Origin of the sequence: Nonomuraea sp. JJY05, from assembly GCF_043496855.1 — a bacterium.
Classification (GTDB): Bacteria; Actinomycetota; Actinomycetes; order Streptosporangiales; family Streptosporangiaceae; genus Nonomuraea.
Genome location: NZ_JBIEIS010000011.1, coordinates 100,042 through 113,800 on the forward strand (window position 1 = coordinate 100,042; position 13,759 = coordinate 113,800).

At 71.1% G+C, this 13,759-nt stretch carries 13 protein-coding genes; 10 read left to right on the plus strand and 3 right to left on the minus strand.

The genetic code is table 11. The features are described from left to right. Positions 1-15 precede the first annotated feature (15 nt). From ACFKCF_RS19065 to ACFKCF_RS19085, 5 genes are all read left to right on the plus strand, one after another. On the plus strand, positions 16-954 hold the full coding sequence (locus ACFKCF_RS19065) for a DMT family transporter (RefSeq protein WP_394495245.1): 939 nt from the start codon (positions 16-18) through the stop codon (positions 952-954). A 105-nt stretch (positions 955-1,059) separates the two neighbouring features. Further along, positions 1,060-2,142 carry a hypothetical protein gene (locus ACFKCF_RS19070; protein ID WP_394495246.1) on the plus strand — a complete coding sequence of 361 codons (1,083 nt, stop codon included), beginning with the start codon at positions 1,060-1,062 and terminating at the stop codon, positions 2,140-2,142. 16 nt (positions 2,143-2,158) lie between these two features. Beyond that, positions 2,159-3,301, plus strand: a complete 1,143-nt coding sequence (locus ACFKCF_RS19075; protein WP_394495247.1) for a toxic anion resistance protein — start codon at positions 2,159-2,161, stop codon at positions 3,299-3,301. Next, positions 3,298-4,842, plus strand: coding sequence for a substrate-binding domain-containing protein (locus tag ACFKCF_RS19080; RefSeq protein WP_394495249.1), 1,545 nt, complete (start codon positions 3,298-3,300; stop codon positions 4,840-4,842). Before ACFKCF_RS19075 ends, ACFKCF_RS19080 begins: the two co-directional genes overlap by 4 nt. Continuing rightward, complete coding sequence (locus ACFKCF_RS19085; protein WP_394495251.1) at positions 4,829-5,449, plus strand: hypothetical protein; 621 nt, start codon at positions 4,829-4,831, stop codon at positions 5,447-5,449. Before ACFKCF_RS19080 ends, ACFKCF_RS19085 begins: the two co-directional genes overlap by 14 nt. A gap of 108 nt (positions 5,450-5,557) precedes the next feature. Here ACFKCF_RS19085 and ACFKCF_RS19090 read toward each other — a convergent pair whose 3' ends face one another. Next, complete coding sequence (locus ACFKCF_RS19090; RefSeq protein ID WP_394495252.1) at positions 5,558-6,772, minus strand: cytochrome P450; 1,215 nt, start codon at positions 6,770-6,772, stop codon at positions 5,558-5,560. A gap of 301 nt (positions 6,773-7,073) precedes the next feature. On the opposite strand from ACFKCF_RS19090, the gene ACFKCF_RS19095 reads away from it, so the two are divergent. After that, the gene (locus tag ACFKCF_RS19095) at positions 7,074-7,568 is read left to right on the plus strand and encodes a hypothetical protein (protein WP_394495254.1); all 495 of its coding nucleotides are present in this window, start codon (positions 7,074-7,076) and stop codon (positions 7,566-7,568) included. Here ACFKCF_RS19095 and ACFKCF_RS19100 read toward each other — a convergent pair. Beyond that, on the minus strand, positions 7,517-9,658 hold the full coding sequence (locus ACFKCF_RS19100; RefSeq protein WP_394495255.1) for an ATP-binding protein: 2,142 nt from the start codon (positions 9,656-9,658) through the stop codon (positions 7,517-7,519). The two genes, ACFKCF_RS19095 and ACFKCF_RS19100, sit on opposite strands and share 52 nt — an antisense overlap. A 205-nt stretch (positions 9,659-9,863) precedes the next feature. Between ACFKCF_RS19100 and ACFKCF_RS19105 the strand changes: the two genes are divergently transcribed. From ACFKCF_RS19105 to ACFKCF_RS19115, 3 genes are read left to right on the plus strand one after another with little or no spacing between them, the layout of a single operon-like run. After that, positions 9,864-11,093 (plus strand): MFS transporter, encoded by a 1,230-nt coding sequence (locus ACFKCF_RS19105; RefSeq protein WP_394495256.1) that lies wholly within the window; start codon positions 9,864-9,866, stop codon positions 11,091-11,093. Positions 11,094-11,153: 60 nt separating this feature from the next. Beyond that, on the plus strand, positions 11,154-12,128 hold the full coding sequence (locus tag ACFKCF_RS19110; protein WP_394495258.1) for an amidohydrolase family protein: 975 nt from the start codon (positions 11,154-11,156) through the stop codon (positions 12,126-12,128). A 29-nt stretch (positions 12,129-12,157) separates the two neighbouring features. Next, positions 12,158-12,478 carry a hypothetical protein gene (locus tag ACFKCF_RS19115; RefSeq protein WP_394495259.1) on the plus strand — a complete coding sequence of 107 codons (321 nt, stop codon included), beginning with the start codon at positions 12,158-12,160 and terminating at the stop codon, positions 12,476-12,478. A gap of 109 nt (positions 12,479-12,587) precedes the next feature. Here ACFKCF_RS19115 and ACFKCF_RS19120 read toward each other — a convergent pair whose 3' ends face one another. Next, entirely contained in the window at positions 12,588-12,932 is a 345-nt protein-coding gene (locus ACFKCF_RS19120) for a hypothetical protein (RefSeq protein ID WP_394495261.1), read from the minus strand. A gap of 361 nt (positions 12,933-13,293) precedes the next feature. On the opposite strand from ACFKCF_RS19120, the gene ACFKCF_RS19125 reads away from it, so the two are divergent. Then, positions 13,294-13,704 (plus strand): hypothetical protein, encoded by a 411-nt coding sequence (locus tag ACFKCF_RS19125; protein ID WP_394495262.1) that lies wholly within the window; start codon positions 13,294-13,296, stop codon positions 13,702-13,704. The last annotated feature ends 55 nt before the right edge of the window (positions 13,705-13,759 follow it).

Below are 13,759 nucleotides of genomic sequence, written 5' to 3' on the forward strand. Positions count from 1 at the left end.
CGCTACGCTCCATCCGTGCTCAAACCTTGGTTGCCCGGTTTCCTGCTGCTCGCCGCCATCTGGGGCAACAGCTTCTTCTTCATCAAGGTCGCGGTGGAGTCCCTCCATCCGCTCCAGGTCTCCTTCGGCCGGATGGTCATCGGGGCGCTGGTGCTCCTGCTGGCCGTGCTGCTCGGCGGCAGGCGACTGCCGCGCGACCCGCGCCTGTGGGGCCACTTCCAGATCGCCTCGATCGTGCTCACCACGCTGCCGTTCACCCTTTTCGCGTACGGCGAGCAGTACGTCTCCTCCGTGGTCGCCGCCATCTGGAACGCCACCACCCCGCTCTGCACGCTCGCCTTCACCCTGCTGCTGCGCACCGAGAAGGCGACCGCCGGCCGGGTGGCGGGCCTCGGCCTCGGCTTCGCGGGCGTCATGGTCGTGCTCGGGATCTGGCAGCCGATGGGCGGCGGGCAGCTCGGCGGCAGCCTGGCCTGCTTCGGCGCCGCGGCCTGCTACGGGATCGGCGGCGCCTACATGGGCCGCTTCATCACCGGCCGGCGCCCCGAGCCGCCGGTCGTGCTGGCCGCCGGGCAGCTGCTCAGCGGCGCGGTGCAGCTGGCCGTGATCACGCTGCTGGCCGGGGTGCCGCTGGTGGACCAGCACGCGCCCGCCGCGGTCTGGTGGAGCCTGGCCGGGCTCGGCGGGCTCGGCACCGGGCTGGCGTACCTGCTGCTCTACTGGGTGCAGGTGCGCGCCGGGGTGACCACGACCTCCACGGTCACCTACCTGCTGCCGGTCTTCGCCGCGATCTCCGGGATCGCCATCCTGGGTGAGGGGCTCAGCTGGAACCAGCCGGTCGGCGCCGTCGTCATCCTCGCCGCCATCGCCCTCACCCAGCGCGCCGCGCCCCGCCCCCTTCCCGCTCAGCCCGAGCAGGCCTCCGGCGCGGCGGACCCGGCGCCCCGACCGTGAACGGGGGGTGAATTCTGCAGTAAGGTCGCCTTTCCGCAGGCGCGGATCCGGCAATCGCCATCCCATAATTCCAGCCATGGGGGTTATTTCAGGAAACAGGATGCGATGAAGCGCTGGATCGGTGTCATTCTGGCGGCGGTCCTGGCCGGGGTGGCGGGCGTGGCGATCCTCTTGGGGAACCGGGGGGAGAAGGCCCCGGAGGCGCTCGTCGTGCGGGGGGTCATCGGGTCGGAGAAGAAGCCGTTCTTCGACGACCCCCGAGTCAAGGCGGCCTTCGCCAAGCACGGGCTGCGGGTCGAGGTGGACACCGCGGGGTCGCGGCAGATCGTCACCGACGTGGACCTGAGCCGCTACGCCTTCGCCTTCCCCTCCAGCGTTCCGGCCGCCGAGCGGATCAAGCGCGACCGCAAGGCGGTCACCACGTATTCGCCGTTCTACTCGCCGATGGCGGTGGCCACGTTCGAGCCGGTCGCGAAGCTGCTGGCGGGGGCGGACGTGGTCCGCAATTCCGGCAAAGGCTACCAAATCCTCGATATTAGGAAATATCTCGATTTAATAGCCAAAGGCACTCGCTGGGATCAGCTTCCCGGCAATTCGGCTTACCCGGCTCGTAAGCGGGTGCTCCTCACCACCACCGACATCCGTACCTCCAACTCCGCCGCCATGTACCTGTCGGCCATCGGCTATGTCGCCAACGGCGAGGACGTGCCCACCTCCGACGCCCAGATCGCCAAGATCGCCCCGATAATCGCGCCCGCCGTCCTCGACCAGGGCTTCGCCGAGTCCACCAGCGAGGCGTCGTTCGACGACTACCTCGCGCTGGGCGCGGGCAAGACGCCGCTGCTGGTCGTCTACGAGGCGCAGTACCTGGCGCACGTCTTCGCCGGCGACGGCGCGATCAAGCCCGAGATGCGGCTGGTCTACCCGTCGCCGACCGTGCTCAGCAAGCACACGCTGGTCCCGCTGAGCCCGCCGGGCGACCGGGTGGGCCGGCTGCTCACGAAGGACGCCGAGCTGCAGGCCCTGGCGGCCGCGTACGGCTTCCGTACCACCGACCCTCGGGCGTTCGCCGGCCTGGTCGCCAGGACCGGGGCGCCGGCGGCGGCCGAGCTGGTGGACGTCGTCGAGCCGCCCACGTACGAGCGGCTGGACCAGCTCATCACCACCATCGACTCCGCCCGGCCCTAGCAAGGAGATCCCGCACGTGTCCGATCTGGTGCTCACGCCGCCCGAGCCGGTCGCCCCGGTCCCGGCCGAGACGGCGGCCACCATGCTGCCGATCGCCGGCGAGCGCGCCGCCGAGCTGGCCGCCAAGGCCCGCGACTTCGCCGGCGAGCTGAGCGGGCTCGACCACCGCTCCCCCGAGTTCTCCCGCAAGGTGCACGACATCTCCTCGATGGGCGACACGGAGATCAAGTCCGCCTCCCAGGTGGCCAACCGCATGCTCAAGCGGCCGGTCGCCGCCCTGGACGCGGCCCGGGGCGAGGGCGCCGACGCCCAGGCCAGGGTGGCCAAGGAGCTGGTGGCGCTGCGCCGCACCGTCGTGGACCTGGATCCGAAGCAGGCGGCGAGCGGGACGCGCAAGCTCCTGGGGCTCATCCCGTTCGGCGACCGGCTGCGCGACTACTTCGCCAAGTACCACTCCGCGCAGAAGCACATCGACGACATCATCCGCGCGCTGAAGTCCGGCCAGGACGAGCTGCTGCGCGACAACGCCGCCATCGAGGGCGAGAAGGCGAACCTGTGGGAGACGATGACCCGGCTGCAGGAGTACGCGGTCCTGGCCCAGGCCATGGACGCCGCCCTTGAGGAGCGCATCGCGCTGGCCGGCGAGGAGCGGGCCACCGCGCTGCGCTCCGACGCCCTGTTCACCGTGCGCCAGCGCCACCAGGACCTGCTCACCCAGCTCGCCGTGTCGGCCCAGGGCTACCTGGCGCTCGACCTCGTACGCAAGAACAACCTGGAGCTGAGCAAGGGCGTCGACCGCGCCACCACGACCACGGTCGCGGCGCTGCGCACGGCGGTCACGGTCGCGCAGGCGCTGGCCAACCAGAAGCTGGTGCTCGACCAGATCACCGCGCTGAACGCCACGACCGGTGACCTGATCCTGGCCACCAGCGAGATGCTGCGCACCCAGGCCGGCGCGATCCAGAACCAGGCGGCCTCGACGACCGTGGACCTGGACACGCTACGGCAGGCGTTCGACAACGTCTACGCCACGATGGACACGATCGACGCGTTCCGGGCGAAGGCCGTGGACAACATGGCGGCCACCGTCGACAGCCTGTCCGCCGAGCTGGGGCACGCCAAGGCGTACCTCGAGCGGGCCCGGGAGGGCGAGCGATGAGGCGAGCCCTGCCCCTGGTCCTGCTCGCCGCCCTGCTGGCGGGCTGCGGCGGGGGCGAGGAGCCCGCCGACGCGCCCGACGTGCTCCGGGTGCTGGCCGGCAGCGAGATCAAGGACCTCGAGCCGCTGCTGCGGCGGGCCGAGGCGGAGGCCGGCGTCAAGGTGCGGCTCACCTACACCGGCACGCTCGACGGCGCCGAGCAGGTCGCGAGCGGCAGCGCGGACGGCCGCCTGGACGCGGTCTGGTTCTCCTCCAACCGCTATCTGTCCCTGATCGACGGCGCGCGGGCCAGGCTGTCCACCCAGTCCAAGATCATGATCTCCCCCGTCGTGCTGGGGCTGAAGCCCGCCAAGGCCCGCGAGCTCGGCTGGGACGGCAAGCAGGTCACCTGGACCGACATCGCGCGGGCGGCCAAGGAGGGCAGGTTCGGCTTCGCCATGACCAACCCCGCCTCCTCCAACTCCGGCTTCTCCGCCCTGGTCGGGGTGGCCGCGGCGCTGTCGGACGCGGACGGCGCGCTCAGCGCCGAGCAGGTCGCGTCGGTGACGCCCCGGCTGAAGGAGTTCTTCTCGGCGCAGCGCCTGACGGCCGGCTCGTCGGGGTGGCTGGCCGACGCCTACGCCCGCGACCCGCGCGTGGACGGCATGGTCAACTACGAGTCGGTCCTGCTGGGGATGCGCGAGCCGCTCGCGCTCGTCTACCCGTCCGACGGCGTGGTCACCGCCGACTACCCGCTCACGCTGCTCGCCTCGGCCCCCGAGCCCAAGAAGGCCCTGTACGGCAAGCTCACCGCCTGGCTGCGCAGTCCCGCCGTACAGAAGGACATCATGACCGGCACCCACCGCCGGCCGGTCACGCCGGGCGTGACCCCGGACCCGCGCTTCGGCGGGAGGCAGCTGATCGAGCTGCCGTTCCCCAACCGGCGCGGCACCGCCGACGAGCTGATCGCCACCTACCTCAACCACGTGCGGGTCCCGGCGGAGACGCGGTTCGTGCTGGACGTCTCCGGCTCGATGGCGGGCGAGCGGATCGACGCGCTCCGGCAGGCGCTGGTCGCCCTGGCCGGCGCCGACACCTCCGCCTCCGGCGCGTTCTCGCGCTTCAGCAACCGCGAGGCCGTCACGATGATCCCGTTCAGCGGCACGCCGATGCGGCCGGTGCCGTTCACCGTGCCCGAACGCGACCCGGAGCCGGTGCTCGCCCAGATCAAGGCGTTCGCGGAAGGGCTGTCCGCGGGCGGCGGCACCGCGATCTACGACAGCCTGGCCGCCGCCTACGACCGTCCGGTGACGCCCGGCCACTACACCTCGATCGTGCTCATGACCGACGGCGACAACACCGACGGCTCCGACTACGCCGCCTTCGAGGCCCGTTACCGGGCGCTGCCGCAGGACCGGCGGGCGCCGGCGTTCGTGGTGCTGTTCGGCGAGAGCGACGCCGAGGAGATGCGCAAGGTCGCCGAGCTGACCGGCGGCGCCGTGTTCGACGCCCGCAGGACGTCGCTGAGCAGCGCGTTCAAGGAGATCCGTGGCTATCAGTGAGCGCGTCCTGCGCTACCTGGGCTCGAACCGGAACATCGCCGGCTCCTGCCTGGCGCTGCTCGGCCTGGTGGCCCACTTCCTGGGCCTGGCGGGCGCGTTCTGGCCCGTGGTCGTGGTGGCGCTGTACGGGGTGGGGGCGCTGCTCGCCCCGCCGGACCGGGTCCGGCTGAGGATCTCGCACGCCGAGGTGGAGACGCGGGCGCTCAGGGCCGACCTGGACGAGCTGCTGCGGCGGATCGGCGGGCGCTTCCCCGGTGACGTGCACGCGGCCGTGGACGCGCTGGCCGAGGTCCTGAGGGGTGTGCTGGAGCGCGCCGAGCAGCTTACCTCCTCCCCCGACCAGCTGCACGTGGTGTCGCAGACGATCCGCCGATATCTGCCCGCCAGCCTGGAGGCGTACGCGAACCTGCCGCGCGGTTACGTCCTCACCCGCCGCGGCGGGCGGGAGCGCAGCGCGCACGAGGAGCTGCTCGCCCAGCTCGCCCTGCTCGACGCCCAGCTGCGCAAGGTGGCCGAGGCCATCCATCGGGGGGACGAGCAGGCGCTGCGCGATCAGGGCCGGTTCCTGCGGGACAGGTTCGGCGGCTCCGAGCTGGACCTGGGCTGACGACCGAAGCGGGCTCGCGGGCTCGAGGGGCTCAGCCGGCGGGCGAGCAGCGAGCACGACGTCGTCGCGGCGGCCCCGCAGCGCCTTGCCCACGATCACCTCGCTGGATCAGGCGGCCGCCGGGAGCCGCAGGTGCACGGGGAGGGCGGACAGGCCGTTCATGATCAGCGACGGCGTCCTGGTCAGGCTCTCCGCGGGCGCCGCCAGGCGGAGATCGGGGAAGCGGTCGAGCAGCGTGCGGAACGCGATGCGGGCCTCGACCCGGGCGAGCGGCGCGCCGACGCAGTAGTGGATGCCGTGCCCGAAGGCGACGTGCGTCGGGGCCTCCCGGGTGATGTCCAGCGAGGCGCCCTGGGGGAACGTCCGCGGGTCGCGGTTGGCGGCGACCAGGGCGAAGTACACGACCGAGCCTGCCGGGAGCGTCACGCCGCCGGCCTCGACGGGCTCCACGGTGCGGTACGACAGGGTGCTCTGCACGGGCCCGTCATGGCGCAGGAGCTCCTCGATCGCCGGGTCGAGCAGCTCGGGGCGCTTGCGGAGCAGGGCGAGCTGGTCGGGGTGGGTGAGCAGGGCGCGCATGCCGTTGCCGATGAGGTTCACCGTCGTCTCGTGGCCGGCGATCACCAGCAGGAAGATCATCGACGTCAGCTCGTCCTGGCTGAGCCCCTCGCCGTCGTCGCGGGCCGCGATCAGGTCGGAGAGCAGGTCGTCCTGCGGGTCGCGGCGTTTCTTCCCGATCAGTTCGCGGCTGTAGGCGAGCAGCGAGGCGACCGCCTCGTGGAATTCCTCGTAGCTGTGGATGCCGGGGGAAACGGCCGGCAGGGTCCACTCCCGGAAGTCGGCCCGCTCCGCCTCCGGGATGCCGATCAGCTCGCAGATCACGCCGATCGCCAGCGGGTAGGCCAGCGCGGAGATGAGATCGACGGTCCCCCGTCCGTCGGCCTCGGCCAGCAGGTCGTCGGTGATCTGCTGGATCCGCGGGATGAGCTTCTCGACCCTGCGGCGGGTGAACGTCGAGGTCACCAGCCTGCGCAGCCGCGGGTGATCCGGCGGGTCGCTGTTGAGCATGGTCGTGTGGATGCCGCGCGCCACGTCCTGGGGCAGTTGGTGCGCGTACGACCCCGACGTCCAGCCGCCCTTGACCAGCCGCGGGTCGGACAGCAGCGCCCTGGTCTCGGCGTAGCCGGTCACCAGCCACGCCGTCATGCCGGCCGGCGTCGTGATCGGGTGCACGGGCCCCTTCGCGGCGAGGTCGGCGTAAACGTGGTGCCGCTCGTCGCCGCGAATCGCGGTGAACGGCGCCGGCCCGGATTCATCGGACAAGGCAATCCCCCATTGCTTCCTTTATTGAATTTCCAGGGCGAAACGTTACCTATGGGCAATATGCGGGCCGTAGACAGAACGTAGACGCCCCGCATTGCGTACGTACGTCGACGGACTAGGTACTCATACGGGTATCCCTCCCGTGCCGCTCGCGACGCCGCCGTACGCACTCTTGATTCATCGACAGACACCGTCGAGGAACGAAGGAATCGTCAACCATGTGCCAGCACCGGCCACGGTGTCCATCCATATATGCCGGCGACCGCGACGCCGTCCATCGACTCGCAAGTGGGAGTGCCGCATGAACGACCACGCCTTGATGAATCAGAGCATCGGGCACCGTCTCGACCTCAGCGTCCTGAGCCGGGCCTGGAACTGGATCAAGTCCAGGGCCCTGGGCACCGACGAGAGCCAGGTGCCGGGTGAGCTGATCGCCTCTTGGTCGCTGACATCGGACATGCGGGCGCGGCCTCTCATCCATTCCCGGCTGGCCTCATGGGGGCTCGACGGACTGGCGGAGGCCGCCGAACTGCTGGTGGACCAGCTGATCGTCGACGCGGGCGACCACGCGCGCGGGCCGTACCGGCTGACCGTCTGGGCCACCGACGGCGTGCTGCGCTGCGAGGTCGAGTCGGAGGACGCGCAGGACGCGCCGACGCCGCACGATCTGCAGGTGTTCCGGCGGCTGGCCTGCTGCTGGGGCGCCGCGGGCAAGGCCTTCTGGTTCGAGATCCCGATGAATGCTCAGGACAAGTGCCGCAACTCGGCCTGGGCCTCCGGCGACCGGACCGCGTAGGTGACGGCGCGCTCGACGCCGAGCTTCGCCCCGTGGCGGAAGGCGGACGTGAACGCCGGTTTCCCGAGGGCGTGGCGGGCCTGCCGCACGCAGCGTTCGTGCCAGGCGGCGTGGTAGCAGAGCCGCTCGGGTGAGGCGCCCGCCGCCTGCCACAACGCGTGCGCGGCTCCGAGGAGCTCGGCGGCCCTGTCGTGCTCCTCGCGGGCGCCGGCGATCCAGGCCAGCACTTCCAGGCACTGGGTCAGGCACCAGCGGTCGTCGACCTCTCCGGTGAACCGCGCGGCCGCCGTCAGGAGCGTTTCGGCCTGCTCGTAGTCGCCCAGGTTCCAGCGCGCCACGCCGAGCGCGAACTGGGCGTACGCGCGTGACACCAGCGCGTGGTGGGACTCGCTCAGGGCCAGCAGTTCCTCGCCGAACTCCGCGGCCAGTCCGGGGTCCTCGGTCGATCCGTACGCGGCCGCGAAGTAGAGGTTGAACATGAGCCCGTCCATGTCGTTCAGGGCCCGGTGCAGGCCCATCGACTCGCGCAGCAGCGCGAGACCGCGCCGGGTGTCGCCGGCGGTGCAGGCGGCCACCCCCGCGGTCCGCACGGCGTACGGCACGAGGTCCTCGTAGCCCAGCCGGGCGGCGAGCTCGCGGCATTCCTCCAGCCGCGGCAGCGCCGCGTCGAGGTCTCCCTGGCGCAGGGCGAGCATGCTGTCCACCCAGAGCGCCGTCGCCCGGGTCCGGCCCGGCTCCGGCACCAGCCCCAGGCCGTGTTCGATCCAGTAGCGGCCCTCGGTGAGCGCGCCGGCGAGCACCCAGAAGCACCACAGCGCGGACGCGGTGCCCAGGCCCAGGGGCGCCAGCGCCGGTTCGTTCAGGCACGTCTGGAGCGCGACGCGGATGTTGGGCAGCTCCTCGCGCAGGGCCAGGTAGCGGTCCAGCTGGTCGGGCACCAGCTGGTCGGTCCGGTGCGTCTCCGCCAGCTCGCGGTAGTGGCCGACGAAGCGCCTGCGCAGCCATTGCCGCTCGGCGGGCGTCAGCTGCTCGCAGCCGTACGCGCGCAGGCTCTCCAGCATGCGGAAGCCGAGCCCGCCCCGGCACAGCACCGACTTGTCCACCAGTGCGGCCAGGAGGTCGAGCACGTCGGCCGGATCGATGCCCTCGCCCGAGCACACCGTCTCCGCGGTGTCCAGATCGACCCCTCCGGCGAACATCGACAGCCGGGCCCACAGCCGCCGCTCCTCGGGCGAGCACAGCTGGAAGCTCCATTGGATGGTCGCCCGCAGCGTCTGGTGCCGCGGCAGGGCCATGGGGCCGCCGGCCTCCAGCACGTCGAAGCGCCGGTCCAGCTCGTACGCGAGCTTGTCCAGCGGCAGGGTGCGCAGCCGGGCCGCGGCCAGCTCGATGGCCAGCGGGATCCCTTCCAGCCGCCGCACCAGCCGCACCACGCAGGCGAGGTTGCCCGCGTTCAGCGAGAAGCCCGGCACGACGTGCGCCGCGCGCTCCACGAAAAGGCGCACTGAGTCGTGCCTGGCGGCCTCCCGTACGGTGCGGCTGGGCGTCGGCGGGCCGGCCCGCGTCTCCTCGTGGAGCTCCGGGCCGGCCTGGACCTCGTGGAGCGCGGGTACGGGCCCGGGTACGGACAGCGGCGGGACCGGGAGCACCTGCTCGCCGTTCACGCCCAGCGAGTGCCTGCTGGTCACCAGCACCTGCAGGCGGGGGGTGGCGTGCAGCAGCCGTTCCACGAAGTGCGCGCAGAGCAGGTCCAGGTGCTCGCAGTTGTCCAGGACCAGCAGCATGCGCCGGTTGGACAGGTGCTCCACCAGCAGCCCCATGGGGTCGGGGTGCGTCTGGCGCAGCCCCAGGGCCGCGGCCACCGTCGGCTCCAGCAGCTCGCCGGTCTCCAGGGTGGCGAGCTCGATCACCTCGACGCCGTCGCGGTACTTGTTGCGCAGGTGCTCCGCGAGCCGGAGCGCCAGCCGGGTCTTGCCGACCCCGCCGGGGCCGGTCAGGGTGAGCAGCCGCGTGCCGGCCAGCGCCTTACGCGCCGCCGACAGTTCCCACCTTCGCCCAATGAAGGTGGATTTATCCAACAAAAACGTCATGAGGGGCCCTGCCACTCCCGTGAGACACCGAACGGCGCCAAGCCTCCACCCCCCAGAGTATTCCTGACCCGTTCCCCGGCACAGCCGCGTTCTCATTTCCCGGCAAAAGGGCCCCCGCTACCAGTTTTACGAATGCAAGCCTACAATTTTGCCGGACGCTTGATTTCGATGAATCGCATCGACTCCATGTGATTCCTTGTTCATCATGAGTCTCACCGCGGAGCCGGCCGTCGTCCGCCGCCCGTACCGCTGGGTGGTGCTGGCGCTGGCCTGGGCGGCGTTCACGATGACCGCCGTCGATCGGTCCACCTGGGGCCCGGCCTCGGTGGCGGTGGGCGAGCACCTCGGCGTGTCGCTGGCCGGGCTCGGGGTCTTCGCCACCGGCTACTACGTCGGTTACGTCGTCTCCAACGCCGCGGGCGGCGTGCTGACCGACTGGCTCGGCCCCCGGGTGGTGGTCGGCTGCTCGCTGTTCCTCGCCGGCGGGTTCATGATCCTGTTCGGCGAGACGGACTCCGTGGCGACGGGCATCGCGTTCCAGGCCGGGGTCGGGGTGTTCGCCGGGTGCGACTACTCGGCCGGGGTCAAGCTCGTCTCCCAGTGGTTCCCGCCCACGGACCGCGGGTTCGCCATGGGCGTGTTCATGACCGCCACCTCGCTGGGCACGGTGATCGCGAACGCGCTCGTCCCGAGCCTCATCGCCGCGTCCGGGTGGCGTACGTCGTACCACGTGTTCGGTGCGGCCTCGATGGTCGTCGCGGTCCTGTGCCTCGTCCTGCTGCGCGGCACCAAGGCGGCGCACGTCGCCCGCGCGGTGCCGGACCTGCGCCCGCTGGCCCGCGACCGGGACCTGTGGCTGCTCGGCCTGGCCGGGTTCGGCGCGCTGTGGGGCACCTACGGCTTCATCACCTGGTCCAACGCCCTGATGATCAAGGGCGGTCACCTCACCCCCGTGCAGGCCGGCACCGTGGTCGCGATCTTCGGCGTCACCGCCATCGTCGCGAAGCCGCTCATGGGCATGGCGTCCGACCTGTTCGGCGGCCGGCGCAAGCTCCCGGCCGCCGCCGTGCTCGCCGCCTTCGTCGTGACGCTGCTGGTGTTCGGCACCCGCGACAGCCTGAGCGGGTTCCTGTGGGTGGCGCCGTTCCTCGGGGTCGCGGCGTACGTGTACAGCCCGCTGATGATCGCGCTGATCCCGGAACTCGCCGGGGTCCGGCTGGCCGGGTCGGCGGCCGGTGCGACGAACGCGTTCTGGCAGCTCGGCAGCACGATCGTGCCGGTGGTGCTCGGCGCGGTGTTCCAGGCGACCCACTCGTTCTTCTGGGCCTTCGCCACGCTCGCCGCGGGCCCGCTGCTCGGCCTGGTCCTCCTGCTGGGGGTCAGGGAGCGCAGAGCCGGCGCCCGCGTCCCCGCCGTGACGGCGCTCGCGGGGTGAGGGCCGCGCACGTACGCTGTCGTCCGGCCATCCCGCTTCTCTCGATCGAGGAGGACGTCAGTGGTGGACAAGATCGCCCTCGAAGAGCATTTCGGGGCCACCGACCCGGACATCGTCGAGCAGTCCGCGACGCACTTCACGGCCGGTGCCTGGCCCGCGCACCGCGACATGCTGCTGGACATCCATGGGGCACGGCTGCGGATCATGGACGAATGCCGCATCGAGAAGGCCGTGCTGTCCCTTCTCTCGCCGGGCATCCAGTCGCTGCACGAGGCGAAGAAGGCGGTCGACTGGGCCTGCCGTCTCAACGATCACGCGGCCGAGCAGGTCGTCCGGCGGCCCGACCGGTTCGCCTCCTTCGCGGCACTGCCCATGCAGGACCCCGACGCGGCCGTGACCGAGCTCCGGCGCGCGGTCACCGAGCTGGGGCTGGTCGGCGCGCTGATCAACGGGTTCTCGCAGGTCGGCGACGAGCACACGGTCGTCTACCTCGACGACCCGCGCTACGCCGGCTTCTGGGCGGCCGTCGAAGAGCTGGACGTGCCCGTCTACCTGCACCCGCGCGACCCGCTGAAGGCCATCAGCCCCCAGTACGAGGGCCACCCCTGGCTGTACGGCTCGGCGTGGGCGTTCTCGGTCGAGACCGGGACGCACGCGCTGCGGCTCATGGGCAGCGGCCTGTTCGACCGCCACCCCGGGATCTCCGTGATCCTCGGCCATCTGGGCGAGCTGCTGCCGTTCAACATCTGGCGTACCGACCACCGGCTCGCCGTCGCGCCCCGCGGCCTCGACGTGCGGCACCCGTTCGGCCACTACCTGCGGACCAACTTCTACCTCACCACCAGCGGCAACTTCCGCACGCCCGCGCTGCTCAACACGATCCAGGAGGTGGGCGCCGACCGGCTGCTGTTCTCCGCCGACTACCCGTTCGAGGACATGCGCGAGGCCGCCGCCTGGTTCGACGGGCTGGAGCTGAACGAGAACGACCTCGTCAAGATCGGCCGTACGAACGCGCAGCGGCTCCTACGGCTGTGAGGTCCGGTCAGCACATCGAGGGGACGCAGGTGAAGGGACTGTGGAGAGTGGGCTCCGGCTGCGTCGGGCGGGCTGCGGCGGCGGTCTCCACGGGCCGTTCCGGGGGACCTTCGGAGCTCGGGCATGAGCTCGGGCCGGAGGTCGGGCCGGAGCTCGGGCCCGCTGAGTCGTCGCCAACCGGGGCGCTCGCGGTCTTCTCGGTGCGGGTCGGCTTGGGGGCGGGGGCCGAGGTCGGGATCTTGGGGCGGGGCGTCTGCCTGGAGGCCGGGGGTGTCGTCGTCCGGCGTTCCGCCTTCTTGATCTGCGCCGGCGTCGTGGGCTCGGCCGTGACGGAGGGCCCGAACGGCTGAGACATCACATGCTGCTCGGAGGCCGATCCCACCGACCGGCCACCCCCGTCGATCAATAGGCCGCCCGCGACCGCCGGCGCCGCCGCCGCACTGCCGGCCACCGTGAGGATCATCGTACGGCGGCGCCTGGGCGCGGGAGGACGCGCGGGCGAGGGCAGCACACCCGGCGGGGCAGCACGGCCGGCGAGGTGAGCACAACGAGCGAGGGCGGGGAAGTCAGCGAGGTCAGCACGGCCAGCGAGGGCGGCGCGGCCGGCGAGGGCAGCCTGGCGACCAGGTCGCAGACGCTCGGCCGCTTGGCGGGGTCCTTGGACAGAGCGGCGGTGACGAGTTCGAGCAGCGTTCCGGCCGGCCCGGAGATCTCCGGCTCCATGTCGAGGATGCGGTTGATCACCGCCGTGGTGGAGTCCGTGCCGAACGCGATCCGGCCCGAGGCGGCGAACCCCATGGTCACGCCCCCGAGAAGATGCCGGCCGCCTCCGTCACCGGCAACCCGCCGAGCTGCTCCGGCACGAGGTAGCACCGGCGCGGTGGAGAGCCTGCCCGCCATCACGAAGGCGGCCGACGATGTCGTACGGCCCCAGCCGCCGCGGATCGTCCTCCACCAACGGCTGATTCACTTAGCCCGCCAACGGCACCAACAGATCGGACAAAAGCTTCCCATACTCGCGATCAAGAGGCATCCGAACCACCGAGATCACAATCTCCGTACAAATGCGGACAAATGTTGACCATTCCACTTTCCTGATGGTTAATCGGAAGGGAGTGCGCCGCTTTCAACGGGGGAAGCGGCTATTCATGGCCATGGGGGAAACATGACCAGGAGTCTTGTCGGCATGCTCTTAGCCGCCACCGTCGCGACCGGGGTCATCGCGGTGACTCCGACGGCGGCCTCGGCATCGGGCACGGCGGCCCGTCCGCACCTGCTCGACTACAAGATCTATTTCGGTAAGTGCGAGGACACCTGCCGCATCAAGGTGCGGATCAAGAGCGTCACTCGCCTGAAGCTGTACGACGTCAGCCTGAACGCCCGGCTCTGGGTCAACGGCAAGAAGGTCGGGACCTGCTACGACTACGTCGGCAGCATCCGTCCCAAGGGAGTCCGCTGGGCCGGGTGCACCGTACGCTCGTCGAAGCTCTCCACCATGTGGAACCGCTACCTCGACGGCGAGATCGACTTCAACACCGAGACTAAGACCAACGTCCACTACGAGTGGTATTCCTGACCTGCGGACCACTCGGCGACCTCGGGAGCGTGCACGCCGGCGTTGAGCCGCAGCA

What these genes read in the sequence shown, in the direction of transcription:
- ACFKCF_RS19105 (WP_394495256.1), top strand. Translation starts at nt 9,864, where the DNA reads ATGAGTCTCACCGCGGAGCCGGCCGTCGTCCGCCGCCCGTACCGCTGG.
- ACFKCF_RS19125 (WP_394495262.1), top strand. Translation starts at nt 13,294, where the DNA reads ATGACCAGGAGTCTTGTCGGCATGCTCTTAGCCGCCACCGTCGCGACC.
- ACFKCF_RS19080 (WP_394495249.1), top strand. Translation starts at nt 3,298, where the DNA reads ATGAGGCGAGCCCTGCCCCTGGTCCTGCTCGCCGCCCTGCTGGCGGGC.
- ACFKCF_RS19095 (WP_394495254.1), top strand. Translation starts at nt 7,074, where the DNA reads ATGAACGACCACGCCTTGATGAATCAGAGCATCGGGCACCGTCTCGAC.
- ACFKCF_RS19100 (WP_394495255.1), bottom strand. Translation starts at nt 9,658, where the DNA reads ATGACGTTTTTGTTGGATAAATCCACCTTCATTGGGCGAAGGTGGGAA.
- ACFKCF_RS19070 (WP_394495246.1), top strand. Translation starts at nt 1,060, where the DNA reads ATGAAGCGCTGGATCGGTGTCATTCTGGCGGCGGTCCTGGCCGGGGTG.